The organism is Arthrobacter sp. StoSoilB22 (assembly GCF_019977315.1).
In the GTDB taxonomy this organism is placed as follows: domain Bacteria; phylum Actinomycetota; class Actinomycetes; order Actinomycetales; family Micrococcaceae; genus Arthrobacter.
On sequence record NZ_AP024652.1, the window covers coordinates 3987769 to 4007794 of the forward strand.

The 20026-nt window shown below is 62.8% G+C and carries 19 protein-coding genes and 1 riboswitch; of the genes, 8 read left to right on the plus strand and 11 right to left on the minus strand.

From position 1 onward, the window contains the following. Positions 1–87: 87 nt before the first annotated feature. Together LDN70_RS18490 and LDN70_RS18495 are read left to right on the plus strand one after the other, a co-directional pair. Positions 88–2208 carry a penicillin acylase family protein gene (locus tag LDN70_RS18490; protein ID WP_223941066.1) on the plus strand — a complete coding sequence of 707 codons (2121 nt, stop codon included), beginning with the start codon at positions 88–90 and terminating at the stop codon, positions 2206–2208. Between the two features lie 76 nt (positions 2209–2284). Next, on the plus strand, positions 2285–2884 hold the full coding sequence (locus LDN70_RS18495; protein WP_166842190.1) for a GNAT family N-acetyltransferase: 600 nt from the start codon (positions 2285–2287) through the stop codon (positions 2882–2884). Positions 2885–2973: 89 nt separating this feature from the next. On the opposite strand, the gene LDN70_RS18500 is transcribed toward LDN70_RS18495, so the two are convergent. From LDN70_RS18500 to LDN70_RS18510, 3 genes are read right to left on the minus strand one after another with little or no spacing between them, the layout of a single operon-like run. Beyond that, the gene (locus LDN70_RS18500; protein ID WP_166842189.1) at positions 2974–3768 is read right to left on the minus strand and encodes an energy-coupling factor transporter transmembrane component T family protein; all 795 of its coding nucleotides are present in this window, start codon (positions 3766–3768) and stop codon (positions 2974–2976) included. Beyond that, positions 3765–5372: an ABC transporter ATP-binding protein gene (locus LDN70_RS18505; protein WP_223941067.1), complete on the minus strand. Its 1608-nt coding sequence runs from the start codon at positions 5370–5372 to the stop codon at positions 3765–3767. Before LDN70_RS18505 ends, LDN70_RS18500 begins: the two co-directional genes overlap by 4 nt. Beyond that, complete coding sequence (locus LDN70_RS18510; RefSeq protein WP_142937750.1) at positions 5372–5992, minus strand: ECF transporter S component; 621 nt, start codon at positions 5990–5992, stop codon at positions 5372–5374. The genes LDN70_RS18505 and LDN70_RS18510 overlap by 1 nt, the downstream gene beginning before the upstream one ends. Before the next feature lie 75 nt (positions 5993–6067). After that, a riboswitch (TPP riboswitch) is annotated at positions 6068–6204 on the minus strand. 230 nt (positions 6205–6434) lie between these two features. Here LDN70_RS18510 and LDN70_RS18515 point away from each other — a divergent pair. Then, a complete protein-coding gene (locus LDN70_RS18515) occupies positions 6435–7112 on the plus strand; it encodes an NUDIX hydrolase (RefSeq protein WP_223941068.1) in 678 nt (225 codons plus the stop codon). Between the two features lie 35 nt (positions 7113–7147). Next, complete coding sequence (locus tag LDN70_RS18520; protein WP_142937748.1) at positions 7148–7408, plus strand: DUF4235 domain-containing protein; 261 nt, start codon at positions 7148–7150, stop codon at positions 7406–7408. 59 nt (positions 7409–7467) lie between these two features. On the opposite strand, the gene mnhG is transcribed toward LDN70_RS18520, so the two are convergent. The 6 genes from mnhG to LDN70_RS18550 are packed head-to-tail and all read right to left on the minus strand — an operon-like array spanning position 7468 to position 13782. Continuing rightward, positions 7468–7860: a monovalent cation/H(+) antiporter subunit G gene (gene mnhG, locus LDN70_RS18525; RefSeq protein ID WP_223941069.1), complete on the minus strand. Its 393-nt coding sequence runs from the start codon at positions 7858–7860 to the stop codon at positions 7468–7470. Beyond that, positions 7850–8128: an MrpF/PhaF family protein gene (locus tag LDN70_RS18530; protein ID WP_142937746.1), complete on the minus strand. Its 279-nt coding sequence runs from the start codon at positions 8126–8128 to the stop codon at positions 7850–7852. The genes mnhG and LDN70_RS18530 overlap by 11 nt, the downstream gene beginning before the upstream one ends. Continuing rightward, positions 8125–8691, minus strand: coding sequence for a Na+/H+ antiporter subunit E (locus LDN70_RS18535; RefSeq protein ID WP_166842185.1), 567 nt, complete (start codon positions 8689–8691; stop codon positions 8125–8127). The genes LDN70_RS18530 and LDN70_RS18535 overlap by 4 nt, the downstream gene beginning before the upstream one ends. Next, on the minus strand, positions 8688–10271 hold the full coding sequence (locus tag LDN70_RS18540; protein WP_223941070.1) for a Na+/H+ antiporter subunit D: 1584 nt from the start codon (positions 10269–10271) through the stop codon (positions 8688–8690). Before LDN70_RS18540 ends, LDN70_RS18535 begins: the two co-directional genes overlap by 4 nt. After that, positions 10268–10768: a Na(+)/H(+) antiporter subunit C gene (locus LDN70_RS18545; RefSeq protein WP_142937743.1), complete on the minus strand. Its 501-nt coding sequence runs from the start codon at positions 10766–10768 to the stop codon at positions 10268–10270. The genes LDN70_RS18540 and LDN70_RS18545 overlap by 4 nt, the downstream gene beginning before the upstream one ends. Further along, positions 10765–13782, minus strand: coding sequence for a Na+/H+ antiporter subunit A (locus LDN70_RS18550; protein ID WP_223941071.1), 3018 nt, complete (start codon positions 13780–13782; stop codon positions 10765–10767). The genes LDN70_RS18545 and LDN70_RS18550 overlap by 4 nt, the downstream gene beginning before the upstream one ends. Before the next feature lie 203 nt (positions 13783–13985). On the opposite strand from LDN70_RS18550, the gene LDN70_RS18555 reads away from it, so the two are divergent. From LDN70_RS18555 to LDN70_RS18565, 3 genes are all read left to right on the plus strand, one after another. After that, complete coding sequence (locus tag LDN70_RS18555) at positions 13986–15389, plus strand: MFS transporter (RefSeq protein WP_223941072.1); 1404 nt, start codon at positions 13986–13988, stop codon at positions 15387–15389. A gap of 64 nt (positions 15390–15453) precedes the next feature. Continuing rightward, complete coding sequence (locus LDN70_RS18560) at positions 15454–15936, plus strand: cation:proton antiporter regulatory subunit (RefSeq protein WP_142937740.1); 483 nt, start codon at positions 15454–15456, stop codon at positions 15934–15936. Positions 15937–15941: 5 nt separating this feature from the next. Beyond that, the gene (locus LDN70_RS18565; RefSeq protein WP_142937739.1) at positions 15942–17141 is read left to right on the plus strand and encodes a cation:proton antiporter; all 1200 of its coding nucleotides are present in this window, start codon (positions 15942–15944) and stop codon (positions 17139–17141) included. Between the two features lie 121 nt (positions 17142–17262). Here the strand turns inward: LDN70_RS18565 and dcd are convergent, their stop codons facing one another. Both dcd and LDN70_RS18575 read right to left on the minus strand, forming a co-directional pair. Further along, on the minus strand, positions 17263–17838 hold the full coding sequence (gene dcd / locus LDN70_RS18570; RefSeq protein WP_011776299.1) for a dCTP deaminase: 576 nt from the start codon (positions 17836–17838) through the stop codon (positions 17263–17265). Positions 17839–18042: 204 nt separating this feature from the next. Then, on the minus strand, positions 18043–18531 hold the full coding sequence (locus tag LDN70_RS18575; protein ID WP_223942709.1) for a hypothetical protein: 489 nt from the start codon (positions 18529–18531) through the stop codon (positions 18043–18045). 295 nt (positions 18532–18826) lie between these two features. On the opposite strand from LDN70_RS18575, the gene LDN70_RS18580 reads away from it, so the two are divergent. Beyond that, positions 18827–20005, plus strand: a complete 1179-nt coding sequence (locus LDN70_RS18580; RefSeq protein ID WP_286198867.1) for a CAP domain-containing protein — start codon at positions 18827–18829, stop codon at positions 20003–20005. Positions 20006–20026 lie beyond the last annotated feature (21 nt).

Here is a 20026-nt window from a genome sequence, read left to right on the forward strand (position 1 = left end):
CGAATGTCCACGATTTGTGAACGGGGCCAAAGCCATTTATCTTGAGCTTAAGTAAGCCTAACCTAAGCTCGAAAGCGGCCTAAGATTATGACGCCTGCCCCAACGCACCATCCCGCCCCGGCAGGCGGCTCCGGAACATACCGGGATCAGTGGGGAATCCCGCATTTATGGGCTGATTCCCCAGACGAACTTGCCTTTCTGCAAGGCATGAATGCGGCCACGGACCGCTCCTGGCAGATCGAACTGGAACGGTGGCGCTCGGAAGGCCGCACAGCCGAAGTATTGGGCTCAGACGCGGTGCTCTGGGACCGTTTTGCCCGGCAGGCGCGGCTGGATGACACCGCGCGCCGCTGCTTTGAAAACCTCGACGCCGTCACTCAACGCTGGTGCGGGCAGTACGTGGCGGGTGTCAATGGTGCACTGGCGGAAGGCCAAAGGGGCGGAGCCGAGTTTGACGAGTCCGGCAGCGAACCCGAGCCGTGGAATCCATGGACGCCGCTGGGCGTCTTCCTGGTGCACCACATCCTCTTCTCCACCTTCCCCAACAAACTGTTCCGGGCACACGTCGCGCGGACACTCGGCGACCACGCCGTCAGCCTGTTCAGCATCGAGGCACCCGTCTGGTCAGGCAGTAACGCGTGGGCGGCCCACGGCTCGACGACGGCCAGCGGCCTGCCGCTGATAGCCGGCGACCCCCACCGCCTCATGGAACTCCCCGGCGTCTACCAACAGGTACGGCTGGCCTGCCCCGAGTTCGACGCGATCGGATTCGCGTTCCCCGGAGTTCCCGGCCTCCCCCATTTCGCCCACACCGGCAACACCGCCTGGGCGATCACCAACGCCATGGCCGATTACCAGGACCTCTTCGTGGAGGAATTGCGCCGGATCAGCGACAGATCCGGTGATCGCATCGAGGCGCGCGGAGCGGAAGGCTGGGAGCCCGTCGTCGTGAGTTCCGAAACCATCACCGTCCGCGACGGTGAGGGAGTGGCCGTTGAAATTATTGAAACCGCGCGCGGCCCGGTCATCTCTGAAACGCCCGACGGCGGCGCACTGAGTTTGCGTTTCCCGGCCAGGGTCGAGGGGCGGTTGGGTTTCGAGGCCCTCCTGCCGCTGCTGCGGAGCCGGAGCGTTTCCGACGTGGAAGCCGCCTTCGATGCGTGGGTGGAGCCCGTCAACAGCGTAGTGGCCGCCGACGTTTCCGGGTCCGTACGGCATTTCGTCGCCGGGTTGGTTCCGCAACGGAATCCGGCCAACCGGCGATTGCCCGTCCCGGCCCTCTCGGCCCGCCACGAGTGGGAGGGACAGTACGTGGTCCTGCCCCGCACCGAGGTCCAGAGGTTTATGGTCAGCGCGAACGACCGCGAAGCTGGCGGCGGTGACATGGTGGCCATGGAGTTCGCGCCCGCGCATCGGGCCCTCCGCATCCGGCAGTTGCTGGAGTCGACCGCCGGTCCGTTATCCGTGGACGCCATGCAGGCCATCCACACGGACACTCTGCTGGGTCCGTGGCCGTTGTTCCGGTCAACGCTCTCCGGCCTTGACACCCAGGACCTGTCCAGGGAGGCCAAGGACCTGCGTGCGCTGTTGTTGACGTGGGATGGACTGATGGATGCCGGCAGCCACCAAGCTGCGGTCTTTGCAGCGTGGCGCGGAGCTATCGTCCAGCGACTGGCACGGCATTCCGCGTTGGCTCCCCTGGGTGAGCCCACTGGTTACTCAGCGTTGTTCGGGCCTTGGTTATCCGTGGCATCCCGCATTGGATTCGCCTTGGAGACCCTCCTGGCGCGTGGGTCCGAACTCGGCATTAACGTTCGAGTGGAAGCCGCCGCCGCACTTGAAGACGTTGCCTTGGAGGAGTCCATGCTCAACGGCGCTGCATGGGGTGACCGGCACAAACTTCTGGCCGTCCACGTCCTCCCCGGCCCCCTCGCGTCATCGGCGCCCACCTCAGAGCTCAGCGGAGACACCGGGTGCGTCCTGTGCACCGAGAGTCTCCCAGGTGTCGAAGACCGAAGCTTCCGTGGGCCCGTGGCCCGCTACGTCTGGGACCTGGCTGATCGGCGTAACAGCCGTTGGATTGTGCCTTTCGGTGCTTCCGGCTCGCCAGGTCACCGGCACTTCGCCGATCAGCTGCCGCTCTGGACCGCGGGTCAACTCGCCCTGGTGGTCACTGACTGGCCTTCGTTGGCCAAAGATCATCCCTGACCAGCCCGTTCCGTCCCTCTCGTGACCCCACATCCGCCAGCATCCGCATCAGAACGCATCAGCCCCGAAGGAAGCCATGACCACCACCACCCAGGACTTCTCTGTCCGCACCACCGTTTACGCTGAAGACCTCGAGGGGTGGGGCGCATTGCGGCTTGTCCCGCTGGTTCCTGCCGAGGACATCCACTTCATCTTCGAATGGGTCACCCAACCCCGCGCCAAGTTCTGGGGCATGACGGAAAACTCCAGGGACGAAGTCCAAGGGATCTACGAGTTCCTGGACTCCTTGGAGACCCACCACGCCTTCCTGGCCCTCCTTGACGGGGAGCCACTGGCCCTCTTCCAGACCTACGAGCCCCTGCACGATCCCGTGGGTGAGGCATACCCCGCCCGCGAGGCGGACATCGGCATGCACCTGCTTCTGGCCCCCGCCACACGGCCTATCCCGCATTTCACCCCGAAGCTGGGCACGTCCTTGATCAAGTACATGTTCTCCCTGCCGGGCAAGGACCGGATTGTGGTGGAACCGGACTCCCGCAACGCCAAGGCCCTCCGCCGCCTGGAAGCGACGTGCTTTGAGTTGGGTCCCATCATTCAGCTCGCTGAGAAGGAAGCCCAGTTGGGGTTCCTGACCCGCGCAGGCTTCGATGAAATCCAGGAGCAGCAGGCTCTCTGAGCCCGCGTAGAGAGGACAAAAAGTGCCGCCGGCGGCCCCCAACGCTACCGGCGGCACGCTTGGTGCCCAGCTCACCAACGCCTCCAGCGCTAACGCCAGACGAAACTCCAAGTTCCCGCTCCAACGGCCGTCAGCACCGCACCGGCGGCGATCACCAGTCCGCCAAGGACCACCCACGCATCCAACAGCGAGTACGTAGATTCGCGCGCCCACGTCCGCCGGCCCCCGCCGAAACCGCGCGCTTCCATGGTCACAGCCAGCCGGGAAGCCCTGCGAACAGCTTGGACCAGGAGCCCGAAGCTCTGGCCGAGGGTTGCTTTCAGGCGTTGGAACGGGCTGCCTTGTGAACCCACCCCACGGGCGCGGCGGGCCATGCCAATGGTCTGCCATTCCTCGGCCATGAGCCCCACCAGCCTCATCGCCGCGAGGGACCCCAGGACAAAGCGGTGTGGCAGCTTTGCTTTCTGCGCCAAGGCATCAGCCAAGTCGGTGGGATCGGTGCAGGTCATCAGGAGAATGGCCGGCAACGCAATCGCCAAACCGCGCAGCATGAAACCCAGCCCCAGCTCCAGGGAACCTTCACTGATGGACCAGAGTCCGACGTCGAGCAGCACAGCTCCGCTGTCCGCCGCCACAATCGCGGTGCTCCAGCCGCCGATCGCTGCCGCGATGATCAGGGGCCAGGCCCGCTGCCACAGAAGCCTGAGAGTGAGTCCGGCCAGTGGAAAGAGCGCCAGTTCCGCAACCAGTGCTGTGGAGGCCGAGACCCAGTCGATGGACAGGGCCAGCACCAAGGAAATCAGGAAAACGGATACGAACTTGGCCAACGGGTTGGCTTTGGTCAGGAGGGCATGGTTCCCGCGCAGGTTCAAGGCGTCCCTCATGCTGCACCCGCTTCCTGACGTGTGGCTTCACCCTGTTGGACCGGGCCGAGCCGCAATTCCGTTCCGCCGAGTACGGCACTGAATTCCTGATCGTGGGTCACGGAGACCACCGCGGTTCCAGCGTCCAGCAGCTCGGAAAGGAACGACGCCAGTTCTGCCCAGGTGTTGGCGTCCTGACCGAACGTGGGCTCGTCCAGGACAAGCACTTTCGGATGGGCCGCGAGCACCGTGGCCACCGAGAGCCGCCGCTTCTCCCCGCCGGACAACGTGTACGGGTTGGCATCCACCAAGTGCGTCAACCGCAACCGCTCCAGCAGTTCATCCACGCGTTCCTCGCCGTGGCCAAGATGCTTTGGACCAAACATGAGCTCATCCAGGACGTTGCCTGTGACGAACTGGTGCTCAGGTTCCTGGAAAACCGTGCCAATGCGGGAGATCAACTGCTCGGCTTTCCACTTGTACGGGTCAATACCGGCACCCTGGGAAAGGTCGACGGCGGCACTGACCTTGCCGTCCACCGGCGCAAGAAGGCCGGCGAACGTGAGCGCGAAAGTGGATTTGCCGGCACCGTTCGGACCCGTGATGGTCAGCGCTTGGCCTGCCCTGACCTGTGCACTGATGCCCGTTTGAACCGGCACGGGTGGGATGGTCTTGAACCTCTTGCGTCGTGGCTTTTCCCGGGAAACTGCGAGGTCCTGCGCCGCGAGGAGGAGCTGCGCGGTGTGGGGTTCGGCGTGGGGATCATTCCGCCGTTCCCGGGTCGCCGGAACATATCCCGGCACCCAGACGCCGGCTGACATCAGCATGGTGCGGGCTTCAGAAAGTACCTGGTCCGGCGGCCCGTCCAAGAGGACGCCCCCTGTAGCCCGGCCCGCTCCCAAGCCGTCCGAGCCCGCCGCCTTTGTTGACCCTGGCTGCAGGACCACAATCCGGTCCACCAGGTCCTTCCACACGGACACTCGGTGTTCCACCACAACAAGGGTGGCGCCGGTCTTGTCCAGGCACCGCCCTACCGCATCCCGGACCTCCAGAACGCCCGCCGGGTCCAAGTTTGCTGTTGGTTCGTCCAGCAGGATCAGGCCGGGTCGCATCGCCAAAATGCCGGCCAGCGCCAGGCGCTGCTTCTGTCCACCGGAGAGTGCCGCCGTCGGGTGATCCAACGCCAAACCGCCGCCTGCCGCGGTACGCAACCCCACGTCGTCGAGCGCTTCATGGACGCGTTCCCAGATCTCGTCCCTTGGGACGGCGAGGTTCTCCGCGCCGAAGGCGACGTCGTCACCCACGCGCGAGAGGACCACCTGTGTCTCAGGGTCCTGCTGCATCAGCCCGGCCCGGCCACGCTGCTCGCGGGGCGCGACGCCGTCAATCAGCAGGGAGCCGGTCTCATCCGAGTCGTCTTCCTCGTCCCCCAGAACCCCGGCAAGGGCATGCAGGAGCGTGGACTTGCCCGCACCCGAAGGACCCAGCAGCAGCACGCGCTCCCCCGGTTCAATCCGAAGGTCCAGGCCCTCAATGGCAGCTTGGGCCCGGCCTGCATGCCGCCACCCCCAGCCCTCGGCGGAGATGGCAGCAGGCTGCACCGCGCCGCTAAGTGTGGCGGACATCAGTTGAAGACTGGCTCCGAAGCGGCCTTGCGCGAGGCAAAGGAGCTCAGCACCCCGGTCTTGGCCAGCCCGCGCGTCGCAATCCACGAGAGTGCGCCCGCGATGATCGCCCCGGAGATCGTGGTGAAGGTGATGTAGGCCAGCTTGTCGATGGCCTCGTAAGCGATGTTCCAGCCCCAGGGCAGGAAGGAGTCGTTTAGGCCGCAGAAGAGACCCGCGCCGGCGCCCGCAAGGAGAGCAGTGGGCAGGTTGAACTTCTTGTACCGGAACGCCGCGAAGATGAGTTCGGCGCCCAGGCCCTGCAAAATGCCGGAGATGAGCACCGTGGTGCCGTACTGCGAACCCATGATGAGCTCACCCGTGGCGGCAACAGCCTCGCAGAACAGCGCTGCACCCGGCTTGCGGATAATGAGCATGCCCAGGACCGCAGGGATCATCCAGCCGCCGGCGATCAGACCGGTGAGCGGCGGATACGTCGCATTCATGGGGATGGAGACCAGTGCGGCGCCCTGGGACCATGCCCAGAAAATCACGCCGCCGGCAATGGCGATCAAAGCCGCCACAACAATGTCTACAACACGCCAGTTATAACTGGTCTTCTTCACGTTTACCGTGGTCATTTTCTGCCTCCTGAGGTTACAGGAGGGGAAAGTGCTACCCGTCATCCAGCTGGCCTGCGCCGCCCGGATCCGGACACTCTGAGAAGCTCGACTCCCTTGCGCCGGTACTAACCGGATCAGGTTCGAGGGTCTGCGGCTATCCGCACTCTCAGCGCCCTCGCGTCTCCTGCATCTCTGCAGAGTCCGACGGCGGCGCTCCCCTGTCGTTATCAAATCTGCCCTGATGGGCTGGTTCAGTTTACACCTGAGTCCGCGGCGGGCGCTGGTCCGTTGGGCGGCATTCAGTCACAATCAGCCGCGGCGGAGCACAGTGCTGACCCCCGTGCGCGTTGCGAGGCCCACTCTGCACCCTAAACCCACACCATTCCATGCACACCGGGCCACACAACGGGACCTGAGAGAATGAACCAGCAGACTTCACCGCGGCAAAGGGGCACACGTCATGACGAACCTTCCCACCACCCATAGCGCTGTGCCCCAACCACGTCTGGCCGCAAGCGTCATCCTGCTCCGTGATGCCCCTGCCGGGCTCGAAGCCTTCGTCCAACACAGGGTCAGCACCATGGACTTCGCGGCCGGAATGGTGGTCTTCCCGGGAGGACGTGTGGACTCCGCGGACGGGTCCGGGTGGGACTACCCGGAGGAATTGCTTCAACGCCACGCGTCAGAATGGAACCAGAGCTCCGTGGGCGCGGATCCTGCCGAAGCCGTGAGGAACGCCGGGAGAATACTCACTGCGGCCATCCGCGAAGTTCAGGAGGAGGCCGGGCTCACCATCGAAGCCGGACACCTCCGCCCGTGGGCCAACTGGATCACGCCCGCGGACATGCCCAAGCGCTTCGACACCTTCTTCTACATTGCCAAGCCAACAGCTGGTGCTACGCCCCAACACCAAACAACCGAGGCTTGGCAATCATTGTGGATGCCTGTGGCGGAGATTCTTGCAGCGGAAGCGGCCGGCACTTTGAAGTTGATGCCGCCAACCTATTACCTCCTCAAGGAACTTGCCGGGTTCGGAACAGTTGACCAGGTTTGGACGGCCGAGCACAGCGTCGTCCCGGTGCTGGCGCCGGTGGGCTCCATGGCAGCGTTCCTTAAGGAGCGGGAAAACCGTCGCTAACGCGTGCGATGGGTGTAGCCAGCTAGGCTGGGGACATGAACCTCTTCTTTAAGCTGATCGGTGCCGGAGTAAGCCTCGGGGCAGGCTTCGTGGGCACCAAACTCGTCAACAAAGGGTGGGAAAAGGCAACAGGCAACAAGCCCCCCCTTGGTCATGACGACGCAGAAACCAGCCTGCGCTCGGCCTTAACCTTCGCTTTGATCTCCGCCTTTGTCAGCACGCTCATCCAAGTCCTGGCGAGCCGGGGCACCCAGCGGGCCATCGCGCGCTTCGCCAAGAGCCACGACATCGTCTAGGCATCCAAACCACGACGCCGGGTCACCTGCAGGTGACCCGGCGTTCGTCGTTGCTGCTGCTAGCTGTCGCTCCGCGGTTCCTGGCCGGCAGCCGCCCTTTGGACCACGGCCTCCAGTTCATCCTTGGTGAGCTTCTCCCGGTGTCCATGTTTGGTGCGGTAGGCAGAACGGCCAACCATGTGAGCTGACACTGGTGCTGTGAGGAGCTGGAAGATCCATGCCACCAACAGAACCGGCCACACCCACCATGTCCGCATCTGAAGTCCAATCGCGGCCAGCATGAGGAACAGACCCAGGACCTGCGGTTTGGTGGCTGCGTGCATGCGGCTCATGAGGTCCGGGAACCTCAACAAGCCAATGGCTGCGCCCAGGGACATCAGCGCGCCCACCACCAGGAACACCGCGGTGACAGCATCAATGACGGAGTCAAGGCCCGAAGCGTCAGGATTCATTGCTCTGTTCCCTTCGCTCGGCCACGAACCTTGCAACGGTCACCGAGCCAATAAAACCGATCACTGCCAGAGCCACCAGCAGCATCAGGTTGTTCAGGTGCTTGTTCAGCGCCATGTCAATCGCCAAGGCAGCGCCCAGGATGGCCAGCAAAACATCTGATGCCAGAACACGGTCCAGAAGGGACGGACCGACGGCGATGCGGACAATCGCACCTGCGGCCGCCAGGCTGAGGATGACGGCGGTAACCACCAGAACTACTTCCTTCACAGCGCCGCCCCTTCCAGCCCTGGCCGTTGTTCGGCCTTGAGCGCCTCGACTTCTTCGCGTGTACCCATAATGCGGATCAATCCTGCTTCGATGTCTTGGGTTTCCTGACGAATTTTGTCGATATCCGCCTCTTCATAAATGTTCAGTGCGTGCAGGTACAGCGTGGAAGTGGAGCGGTCCACCTCCACCACCAGGGAGCCTGGGATCAACGAGATCACGTGGCCGGTGGCCGTCACCATGAGGTCGGAATGGCTCCGCAACGGAACGGCGACGACGGCGCTGCGGACCTTGGGCCCTTTTGCGACAGCCAGGTACAGCACCAGGAAGCTCGCTGCCACCACTTTGGCGAGGAACATCAGCGCAAAGGGAATGGCGCGAAGAATGTTGAACCTGCCGCTGAGCTCGACGGGCGGAAGGTAGAAGAACTTGGCCACCAGCACGGCAATCAAGGCGCCGAACAGGAGATTCCCGGGGCTGAAGTCCCGCCACAGGGCACCCCATACGATCACCAACCAGATGAGCAGCGGCAGTTCCGTGCGGAACGAGATCGGTTTACGGCTCATTTGGCATCCCCCGTCTGCACGTCATCCCTTCGAACCAGCGGCGGCACCACAACCGAATCTCCGAGGACCGAGTGAATATAGGCCGAACGGTCCAGCATGATTCCTGCGGAGCCGTCAGCGACCTTGAACAACGGGCCTGCAAAGACGGTCAGTGCCACGCCGAACACCACCAGTCCAGCTGTGGATCCCACCATGGTCCGTGGAAGTACTCCCACGTTCCCGGGCGTTTTTAGCACGGGGTCCGGATACTCAGCGTCCTCGGGCCTGCGCCAGAACGCCCTGTTCCAGACACGGGCGATCGCCAGCAGTGTCAGCAGGCTGGTGACCACGCCGCCCACCACCAACGTGATCGCCAACGGCGTCCCCAGCTCCACACCTGCTTGCAACAACCCCAGCTTTCCCAGGAAGCCGGAGAACGGCGGAATGCCCGCCAGGTTCATCGCGGGGATAAAGAACAACAAGGCCAGCAGCGGGGAGAGCTTCGCCAAGCCACCCAAGCGGTCAATGGACGAGCTGCCACCACGCCGCTCAATGAGGCCGGTGACCAGGAACAAACTGGTCTGGACGGTGATGTGGTGGGCTACGTAGAAGACCGCGGCGCCCAAACCTGCCACTGAGCTCATGGCCAGGCCAAACACCATGTAACCGATGTGGCTCACCAAGGTAAAGGACAGCAGACGTTTAATGTCGCTCTGGGCCAAGGCACCCAGAATTCCGACAATCATGGTCAATAGCGCCACCACCATCAGTGGGACGTTCAGCGTGTCCCCTGGGAATAAGAGCGTCTCTGTCCGGACCATCGCGTAGACACCCACCTTTGTCAGCAATCCTGCGAACACGGCGGTGACTGGGGCGGGAGCAGTTGGATAGGAGTCAGGAAGCCAGAAAGACAGTGGGAAGACTGCAGCCTTGATGCCGAACGCCACCAACAGCATCACATGCAGGAGGTTCTGGGTGCCCTGGTCCAGCTCGGCCAGCTTGATGGCCAGGTCCGCCATGGTGATGGTTCCCGTGGCTCCGTAGATCATGGCGATCGCAATGAGGAACAGTACGGACGAGACCACGGAAACCACCACATACGTAACACCGGCCCGGATACGCGGCCCCGTTCCGCCCAGCGTCATCAGCACGTAACTTGCTGTCAGCAGGATCTCGAAACCGACATAGAGGTTGAAGAGGTCACCGGTGAGGAAGGCGTTGGACACGCCAGCCACCAGGATCAGATAGGTGGGGTGGAAGATTGAGACCGGGGCTTCCTGGTCACCGTCGGCCATACCCTGACCCGTTGCGTAGATGAGCACCGCAAGGCTCACCACGGTAGAGACCACCAGCATGAGCGAGGAGAACTGGTCCACTACCAGGACCACACCCCACGGGGGCAGCCATCCGCCCAAAGTGACCGAGGTGGTGCCCCCATCCCATACGGAGATCAGGAGCAGGCACTCGAGCAGAAGGGTTGCACTGAGAATGCCAATGCTCACCACCCGCTGCGCGCTTTGATGGCGGATCAGCAAGAACGCCAGGGCAGCACCCAGAATTGGTAGGAGGACAGCTAGCGGCGACAGGTTCGCGAGATTCACGCGCTGCCTCCTTCCCGGGTTGTTGCCGTGTTGGGGGTCTCTGTGGCGTCCGGTTTGTCACGATCCGCCGGGCTGGCAGGAGTGACCGCGAATTCCGAGGTTTCCAGCGGCACGATGGCATCGTCCTCGGCATCGAAGCTCGGCGTCTTCGCCACGCGAACGTCTTCAAGGTCATCCTGGATCTCATCCTGACGAGCCAGGACCCACGTGCGGTAAATAATGCCCAACATGAAGGCCGTCACCGCGAAGGAAATGACAATCGACGTCAGGATCAGTGCCTGCGGCAGAGGATCACTGTATGCCTCCGGGGCCGTTTCCTTGCTGAACAGCGGCGCAAGGCCTGCATACCCTCCGGTGCTCAGGATGAGAATGTTGGTTGCGTTGGCCAGCAGCATCAAACCCAACAGCACTCGGGTCAGACTGCGTTCCAGGATTAGGTAGATACCGCAGGCGTACAGCACGCCCATGACGATCAGCAGGGTCAGGTTGATGCTCATGCGTTACCCTTCCCGAGCGCAGCGGATTCAGCGGCTTCGTGGGCAAGTTCGGGATGCTCGGCGGCATCTTCATCCGCGAGCGGCGCGCCTTTGCCTTCGAAGTGCTCGTCGATTTCGGCGCCGAGGCTGCGGAGGACATCCAGCGCCAACCCCACCACCACGATGTACACGCCGATGTCGAAGATCGTGGACGTGACGAACTTGACGTCACCAAAGACGGGCAGCCAGAACTCGATGATCGCGCTCTGGAACACCTGTCCTCCCAGGAAGAGTGGAACCACACCGGAGGCTGCCGCGGTGGCAAGTCCCGTCCCCAGAAGGGTGCCGGCACTGATGGTCGCTGCCTCGCTCAACTCGAACCGGCCACCGGCCAAGTACCGGATGGTGAGGGCTAGGCCGGCGGTGAGACCGCCCGCGAAGCCGCCGCCCGGTAAGTTGTGTCCGGCCAGGAGAAGGTAGATGGAAAAGACGATCATCGAGTGGAAAATCAGCCTGGTCACTACTTCAAAGATGATCGAGCGTCGCTCCGGCGCCAGCGTGCGTCCCGCCACCAGCCAGGCATCGCGCGTGACGTCGGTGAACTTCTTGGCGACGGCCAGGGCGGCGCCGTCGTGAGAATCACGGTCGACACCGGTGCGGCGGCCCACACTGCCTTCAGGTACGGCTTCGGAGGTCTTGATGCGATCGCCGCGGCTGCGGACGAAGATCAGGCTGGCAACGCCCGTGGCGGCAATGGCCAACACGGAGATTTCCCCGAAGGTGTCCCAGGCCCGAATGTCCACGAGGGTCACGTTGACCACGTTCAGACCCCCGCCACCTTCATAGGCCAGTCGCGGGAAATCGAGTGAGATGGGGGTGGCAACGCGCGCGCCCATGGCGTAGATGGCCACGAAGATCATGGTGATACCGAAGGCTGCGCCGATGATCACTCGGATCACCCGGAGCCTGCCACCGGTCCGGTCCCTTAGCTCAGCGGGCAGGCTGCGCATGGCGAGCACAAAGGCCACCAGCACGATGGTTTCCACGAGCATCTGGGTCAAGGCAAGGTCCGGAGCACCTTGCAACGCGAACATGAGGGCGATGCCGTAGCCGGTTACTGACACCATGAGGACCGCAAGGAAGCGCTTGTTGGCCCGGACCGCAGCCAGGGCACCCACCACGATCCCGATTCCGGCCACGATCTGCAGCGGGGAGTTCGGGTCAATGAGGTAGATGCCGTCCGGCAGGGGCTTGTTGGCCATGATCAAGGCGGTGGCCGGCACAGCGAACGCTACCGTCAGAATTACTGCCAGATAGAAGTACAACGAACCACGCTGTGTGCGGCCGGTGACCCAGACGGCAATATCGTCCAGGGCGCCAATGGTGTTCTGGTACGCGCGGTCGCCATCCACCCAGTCCGGAACCACGCTTTGTGCCCGGGAGACGAGGTTGCGTCCGTAGAACATCGCGGCGCCTGCCGCGAAGGTTATCGCTGTCAGCCCCAAAGCTGGGGTGATGCCATGCCACAAAGCCAAGTGTCCGGCGTCGACCGCGTCCGCGCCATCAGCGAATAGCGCTGCGTAAGGCTGGATCCAGGTGTCCACGGGTGCCGGCCATACACCGTAAGCGATGGTCAGGAGGCTCAAGATTGCCGGTGCGGCCAGGAAGGCGGGCTTGATGGGCTTGAAAGGCGTGGGCTCCACGCCGGGCTTGACGGCGAACGCACCCCACATGAAGCGGGCGCTGTAGGCGAAAGTGAGGATGGAACCGATGACCAGCCCAACCAGGATCCAGATGCCCCACACCGGAGCATGATCGCCGGTGCCGTAGTGGACGAAGGCCTCAAATACCGATTCCTTGGCCACAAAACCAGCTAACGGCGGCACGCCGGCCATGGACGCGGCAGCAATACCGGCCACCGCTCCGAGGGCACGCGAAGAACGGAAAACCCCGGAAAGCTTGCGGATATCGCGCGTTCCGGATTGGTGGTCAATGATGCCCACCACCAAGAAGAGAGCCGCTTTGAACAGGCCGTGGGCCAGCAGCAGACCCAGTCCCGCGAGGGCAGCATCCGGTCGGCCCAGGCCCACCACCATGGTGAGGAACCCGAGCTGGCTGACGGTGCCATAGGCGAGAATGAGTTTGATGTCGGTTTGGCGAAGCGCACGGTAGCCACCTACCAGCATGGTGGCCAGGCCCAGGCCGAGAACCACGGGAAGCCAGAACTCCGACGTCGAAAATCCCGGAGCCAGACGCGCCACAATATAGATGCCGGCCTTGACCATCGCTGCCGCGTGCAAGTAGGCGCTGACAGGTGTGGGAGCCGCCATGGCGCCCGGCAGCCAGAAGTGGAACGGAACAAGCGCCGATTTAGTCACCGCACCGGCAAGGACAAGTACGACGGCGGCAGCCACCGCTCCTTGCATCGGTCCGCTCATGAGCGTCCCGGCTTGGTCCAAAATCACTGAAATCCGGTAAGTTCCTGCAGCCTGGCCCAAGACGATGAGGCCCACGAGCATGGCCAAACCACCAGCTGTAGTGACCATGAGTGCTTGGAGCGCCGAACGGCGCGCAGCCAAACGGGTGCGCGCATAGCCGATCAGCAGGTAGGACAGGATGGTGGTGAGTTCCCAGAAGATGAACAGCATCAGCAGGTCATCGGAAGTCACCAAACCGAACATCGCGCCGGCAAAGGCCAGGAGTTGAGCTCCGAATCCGCCCAGATCCGCGTCCTTGTTTTTGAAGTAGCGGGCGCAATAAATCAACACCAAAGATCCAACGCCGAGGATCAGGAGCGACATCACCCACGCCAGGGGATCCATACGGAAAGCGAGCTCGAGCTTAAGGGTGGGGATCCATGGAAGGATTTCTTCCATTCCTCCACCGGAATATGCGGCCTCGTACTGGAAGACCAGCCAAACAAAGGCGCCCGCAGGAACAGCCGCGAGGGCGTAGAACGCATTTCTGCCCAGTTTGCGGAAGATCAAGGGCGCCACAGTTGCCGCTACAAAGGTGATGGCGAGAACTGTGATCACTGTTATCTCCGCAAAGTCAGGAACATATTGTCAAAAGTTGGAGCAGGCGGTCATACGTTGGGTTCGGTTTACCCAGTTTATCAAGGCGGACCGACAGTTTTCGGCATGGGAACCCGTCTGCGCGGACGGCTTAAAGCCGCGTTGTCCACATACCGGTCTGTCATGTGCCCACCGACATCCCTACCCCCTATAGCATTCAAGCTATGAACGCGGCCGCAGTTCCCGAAGCCTCCCATCCGACGTCCGAGCTTGCCTCGGGACCTGTTGCCTCCAAAAAGGCACAAATCCTCGCTTGGGCATCCTGGGACTGGGGATCAGCTGCCTTTCAAGCGGTCATGACCACCTTCGTTTTCACCGTCTATTTGACGTCTAATGCCTTCGGAGGTGAGGACGCTGCCTCGGCAGCCCTCGGTGCCGCGCTGGCAATTGCGGGCCTAGCTATTGCACTGTTTGCTCCCGTCACGGGCCAACGTTCAGATGCCGGAGGGCGCCGCAAGCTCTGGCTTGGAGTCAACACGGCCGCCACAGCCGTCCTGACTGCGCTGTGCTTCTTCGTTTTCCCGAGGCCGGAATTCCTGCTCCTGGGCGTCTGCCTGATCGCTCTGGGCAACATCTTCTTCGAGTTTGCAGGCGTGAACTACAACGCCATGCTGGCCCAGATCTCAACCCCCAAGAACATTGGCAGGGTCAGTGGCTTTGGCTGGGCTATGGGGTACCTCGGAGGAATCGTGGCGCTCCTCCTTGTTCTGCAGTTGTTTGTCCAGCCTTCCTTCGACTGGTTCGGCTCGTCAACGCAGGACTCACTGAACATCCGGCTCGTTGCCATCTTCTCCGCCCTATGGTTCTTCATCTTTGCACTTCCCGTGATGTTCGCGGTTCCGGAAGTTTCCGCGAGGCGAAACACCACATCCCTGGGTTTTGTGGACTCCTACAAACTGCTGTTCCGCCGCATCAGCGCGATCTACAAGACCAGTCCCCACACCATCTACTTCCTGCTATCCAGCGCCATCTTCCGCGACGGCCTCGCGGCCGTGTTTACCTTCGGCGGCGTCATCGCCGCCGGTACTTTCGGATTTGAACTCAAGGACGTCATCTTCTTCGCCATCTTCGGCAACGTTGTAGCGGCTGTCGGTGCCATCGTCGGAGGCTTCCTGGATGACAGGATCGGACCCAAGTCAGTCATTATCCTTTCCTTGGTTGGCCTCCTCATCGCGGGCACAGCCATCCTGGTTCTCGGCAATGGGGACTACGTCTTCTTCGGAAATGATTGGCCCGGGACCACCACGTTCTGGGTCTTCGGTCTGATGCTCTGCTTATTCGTGGGACCAGCCCAATCGTCATCACGGGCGTACCTGGCAAGGCTGGCCCCGGCCGGGGAATCCGGTGAACTGTTCGGGCTTTACGCCACAACTGGCAGGGCAGTCAGCTTCCTCGCCCCCACACTTTTCACCCTGTGCATCACCATTGCCTCGCCGCTTGTTGCAGAAGGTGAAGCGCAACGCTGGGGCATCCTGGGAATCATGGTGGTGCTGCTCGCGGGCCTCTTGGTGATCCTCCCGGTGAAGCCGCCGGCCCAAGTGGAAATAGCCGTGGTCCCCGAGCGTTAACTACATAGGGCCGGTTGGGCATGAACGCCGTACCGGACCCGTACAACAGAGTTAGGGTGAAGCTATGAACGTGGATGAGACTGAACTCCCAGGCCTCGGGGTCCGTAAGGATTTCGTCACGGCCTCGGGCCGTCGCATCGGTGTCGTGGAACTTCGAGAGGGCGAGACAGAGCTTTTCGTGTCCACCTGGGATGATCCTGACACCTGCCAGGCATCCATCCCTTTGACAGCCGACGAGGCTTCCACATTAGGTAACCTCCTGGGCGGGCAACACATTGCCATGCGCTTGGCCGAGGAGCATCGCGAGATACCGGGCATCGTCACCCGCCAGTTCTCCATCACACCGGAGTCGCCCTTCGTGAACCAACCCATGGGCAAAGCGCAGATCCGCACACGCAGCGGTGTCTCCATCGTGGCGATCATGCGCGAAGGCGAGGTGGTCCCGTCGCCGGCTCCCGACGTCGTACTTCACACCGGCGATTTGCTCGTAGCGGTCGGCACGCAGGAAGGTCTTGACTCGGCAGCCGACATCCTCCGCAACGGTTGACCGGTATGGATCCGCTTGCATTAGCCCTCGTTGAACTGGGGGCCGTCGTCTTCTGCCTCGGTCTCCTGGCTCGACTAGCGGGCCGAATAGGCATGTCCCCCATACCCCTCTACTTGGTGGGGGGCTTGGCTTTCGGAGCCGGCGGGTTCGTCAAACTCGATGGCATGCACGAGTTCGCCCATCTCTCGGGAGAAATCGGCGTCATCCTCCTGCTGCTGATGCTCGGACTGGAATATACGGCGTCGGAGCTTGTTACAGGTCTTCGAAGATCGTGGCAGGCCGGCGTCATGGACTTTGTCCTCAACTTCCTGCCGGGCGCCGGATTGGCCGTGCTTTTGGGATGGGGACTCGTGGGTGCAATCGTCATGGGTGGCGTCACCTATATCTCGTCGTCCGGCATCGCCGCGAAGGTGATCACCGACCTCGGCCGAATCGGTAACCGCGAGACGCCCGTTGTGCTTTCCATCCTGGTCTTTGAAGACCTGGCAATGGCCATTTACCTGCCCATCCTGACCGCCATCCTTGCCGGTGTGGGATTCCTCGGCGGACTGCAAACGGTGGGAATTGCCCTCGCCGTGGTCACGGTGGTTCTGGTGATTGCGCTCAAGCACGGCCACCGGGTCTCGCAAGCAGTGCACAGCGAGAACTCGGAGGTCTTCCTCCTCAACGTGCTTGGCCTGGCTCTCCTCGTGGCGGGCATTGCATCTGCCCTGCAAGTCTCCGCCGCAGTGGGTGCGTTCATGTTGGGCATCGCTATCTCCGGTGCGACGGCCCACAACGCCACCAGGATACTCGAACCTTTGCGGGATCTTTTTGCTGCCATCTTCTTCGTGGCGTTTGGACTCAACACGGACCCCACCTCCATTCCCCCGGTCCTTGGATGGGCGCTGGTGCTGGCATTCGTCACCGCCGCAACCAAGATGCTCACAGGAATTTGGGCCGCCAAGCGCGCGGGCATCGCTGTGCCGGGCCGCTTCCGCGCAGGAGCTGCGTTGATCGCCCGCGGTGAGTTCTCCATTGTCATCGCAGGGCTGGCTGTTGCTTCCGGGGCAGTGCCCGACGAACTTGCAGCCCTCGCTACCGCTTACGTACTCATCATGGCCATCCTCGGCCCGCTTGCGGCCCGCTTTGTGGAGCCAGTGGTCAAGGCCATCCGAAAAACTCCGGGAGCACCACCCCGCACGCCGGAACGCGCACCCGCGTAGCAAGCACGTCACCCTCCGCCGAGGGGGCGGGATCTCACCCTCCGCCGAGGGGGCGGGATCTCACCCCAAAGACACACCCAGAGCCCGGGGAGCTAACCCCTCGGCGGCACGCCAGAAGACGCTAAATGGACGTCCGGTGGAAATTCTGGTGGCTGCGGCTGGCGGTGGGTCCACGCTGGCCTTGGTAGCGGTTGCCGTACTCACCGGAACCGTAGGGGTGCTCAGCGGAGGACGTCAGACGGAAGAAGCACAGCTGGCCGATCTTCATGCCCGGCCACAGCTTGATGGGCAACGTGGCAACGTTGGAGAGCTCCAAGGTCACGTGACCCGAGAAACCGGGATCGATGAAGCCAGCCGTGGAGTGCGTCAGGAGCCCAAGCCGCCCCAGGGATGACTTCCCCTCGAGGCGCGCAGCAATGTCGTCGGCCAAGCTGACAGTTTCGTAGGTGGAACCGAGCACGAACTCCCCAGGGTGAAGAATGAATGGCTCGTCGCCCTCCACTTCCACCAACCGGGTCAGCTCAGGCTGTTCCTCGGCGGGGTCGATGTGGGCGTATTTATGGTTGTCGAAGAGCCGGAAGAACCGGTCAATCCGCACGTCCACGGAAGACGGCTGAACCATCGCGGGGTCGTACGGTTCAAGAACAATCCGTTGGGAGTCTATTTCGGCACGAATATCGCGGTCAGAGATCAGCACAGCATCAAAAATACCCCATGCATTGTCCACGCCGCCCCATGGGACTATAGTTCCCGGACATGTACAACCGCGCCCGTACTTGGGGGCAACGAGCATTCGCGGGGTAATTGTGAGAAAACTGGCTGCGCCTGCCGCCATTGTGCTGGCCTGCACCCTGGCTCTTGGGGTGGTTGCTTCCAGCCAGATTTTTCCCTCAACGCAGACCTACCCCGGCCCCACGTCCACCCCTTCGGCAGAGGTCCCGTCAGGACTGACGGGACCGAAGGAAAGCACGACGGCGGAGCCCGCACCTTCCGCGCCCCTCCCGGCAGCCGGCAACGTATCCCAGCCGTCCACGGCGCCCGCCCCGGACGCCGGGACTTCGACGCCGACACCAAGCATCACGACGGGAGCCGACTCAAACGGTGGTCCCGTCGCCGTGGATCCCGTCTTTGAAACTCCGCCGCCGTTGCCCAGCATCGGGCCCTCGTGGGGTCCGGACAACCCCTCGGACCCTGGTGTCTCCGGACCGCCGGCAACTGAACCGGCGCCACCAGTGACCGCCGGCACCGTCCCCAGTGAGGCACCGCCGACGGCCCCGGCCGCAGGACCGAACCCCGCGGACTCCTTACCCACCGAACCAGCCTCACCCACCGAACCAGCCTCACCCACCGAACCGACGGAACCGACGGGCTCTCCGAGCCCGTCGCCCACTGACACCGCCTCTCCACCCCCGGCGACCGAACCCCCGGCGACCGAACCTCCGGCAACCGAACCCCCAGCAGTCGACACCGCACCATCTGGATCAACTCCGCCTCCGCCCCCTGCAGTAACCCAAAACCCGGCACCCTCACCCACCGCCCCCGCGCCGTTCCCGGGAAAGGCCCCCAGCGGCGACATTAATCCTGACAACGGCGCCCTGGCCCTCCTCCCTGACAGCAACACGGCAGCGATCCTGACGGTTTTCAACGCGATCAACAGTTACCGCGCATCGCTCGGCCTGGCCCCCGTGAAGTACCACGCAACTGTGGCCAGCCTGGCCCAGGATTGGTCCAACAACATCGCAACGCGTGAGGTGATCCAGCACCGCGCCAATTTTTGGACGGATCCTCGAGCGCTGAACCCCAACAACGGCGCGGGTGAGGTGATCGCTGTCCGCTGGGACCGGGACGCGGCGCAGCTTGTGGAGTGGTGGAAGGGATCGCCGGGGCACGATGCTCTTCTCCGTGATCCTCGGTTCAATGTCATGGGCATCGGCATCACGTACACGGATGGAAACTGGCAGACCACCCCGAATCGATTCACGCTCTGGGGTGTGGTGAATTTCTTCGGCTACACCACCTTGCCGGCAGGGACCACCACCAGCCCGGGCGGCACCGTCCCGCCACCAACGGATCCTGTAGGTGTCTGCGAACCTGGCAGCAAGCACCAACCACCCACCCTTAACCTCAGCGCGGCATCGATCAGCAGCGCTGCAGACCTGGTATCAATCGCCGGCGACGGTTCCGTGGTGGCCTACCCTTCGTGGGGTGGCGGCCGGTACGGCGGTGGCAAGAGAATCGGACTCGGGTTCACCGGGCTGAAGGACCTCTTCATTACGGACTGGGACCGCGACGGTGTGTTTGACCTGATCGCCCAAAGACTCGACGGCGCCCTCTTGGTGTATCCCGGTCTTCAAGCAGGAGGTTTCAAGGATCCCGTTGCACTTGGGCAGGGCTGGGGGACGCTAAATATTGCCGTGGGCACGTGGTGCGCCAACAACCGGCTTCCCCAGATCGTAGCCATGGACTCGGGCGGCAACCTGTACCTCTACAAGAACGCGGGCCTGGCCTATATTCGTGCGCAGGCGGCGATTGGAACGGGTTTCCCGGCCATCAGACTGAACATGGTGGATTACAACGCCGACGGATTCCAGGATTTGCTCACCACTGAGGCCAACGGCACCCTCCGCTTGTATCGGGGCAGCGGACTGGGCACGCCCAAGCAGGAATCGCGTCCGGTAGTGGGTGCTGAATGGACGGATTACATCGGGCTGCGAACGCTGCGAGGTGTGACCGGTCCCGACTCGACGGGTGTTGCCGGGCTGAACCGCAACGGTGTTGTTGAGTATTGGGATCTCAATACCGGACGCCTCACAACTCCGGTGACTATAGGCATCGGTTGGGGCGGGCTGAAGTTCGCCCAGTAGAAGCTGCGCCTCAACGCCTAA

Excerpts from the sequence above, each read along its gene's own strand:
- LDN70_RS18560 (WP_142937740.1), top strand. The coding sequence starts at position 15,454 with ATGAACGTGGATGAGACTGAACTCCCAGGCCTCGGGGTCCGTAAGGAT.
- LDN70_RS18555 (WP_223941072.1), top strand. The coding sequence starts at position 13,986 with ATGAACGCGGCCGCAGTTCCCGAAGCCTCCCATCCGACGTCCGAGCTT.
- LDN70_RS18500 (WP_166842189.1), bottom strand. The coding sequence starts at position 3,768 with ATGAGGGACGCCTTGAACCTGCGCGGGAACCATGCCCTCCTGACCAAA.
- LDN70_RS18495 (WP_166842190.1), top strand. The coding sequence starts at position 2,285 with ATGACCACCACCACCCAGGACTTCTCTGTCCGCACCACCGTTTACGCT.
- LDN70_RS18545 (WP_142937743.1), bottom strand. The coding sequence starts at position 10,768 with ATGAGCATCAACCTGACCCTGCTGATCGTCATGGGCGTGCTGTACGCC.
- LDN70_RS18535 (WP_166842185.1), bottom strand. The coding sequence starts at position 8,691 with ATGAGCCGTAAACCGATCTCGTTCCGCACGGAACTGCCGCTGCTCATC.
- LDN70_RS18515 (WP_223941068.1), top strand. The coding sequence starts at position 6,435 with ATGACGAACCTTCCCACCACCCATAGCGCTGTGCCCCAACCACGTCTG.
- mnhG (WP_223941069.1), bottom strand. The coding sequence starts at position 7,860 with ATGAATCCTGACGCTTCGGGCCTTGACTCCGTCATTGATGCTGTCACC.
- LDN70_RS18510 (WP_142937750.1), bottom strand. The coding sequence starts at position 5,992 with ATGACCACGGTAAACGTGAAGAAGACCAGTTATAACTGGCGTGTTGTA.
- LDN70_RS18490 (WP_223941066.1), top strand. The coding sequence starts at position 88 with ATGACGCCTGCCCCAACGCACCATCCCGCCCCGGCAGGCGGCTCCGGA.
- LDN70_RS18505 (WP_223941067.1), bottom strand. The coding sequence starts at position 5,372 with ATGTCCGCCACACTTAGCGGCGCGGTGCAGCCTGCTGCCATCTCCGCC.
- LDN70_RS18565 (WP_142937739.1), top strand. The coding sequence starts at position 15,942 with ATGGATCCGCTTGCATTAGCCCTCGTTGAACTGGGGGCCGTCGTCTTC.
- LDN70_RS18520 (WP_142937748.1), top strand. The coding sequence starts at position 7,148 with ATGAACCTCTTCTTTAAGCTGATCGGTGCCGGAGTAAGCCTCGGGGCA.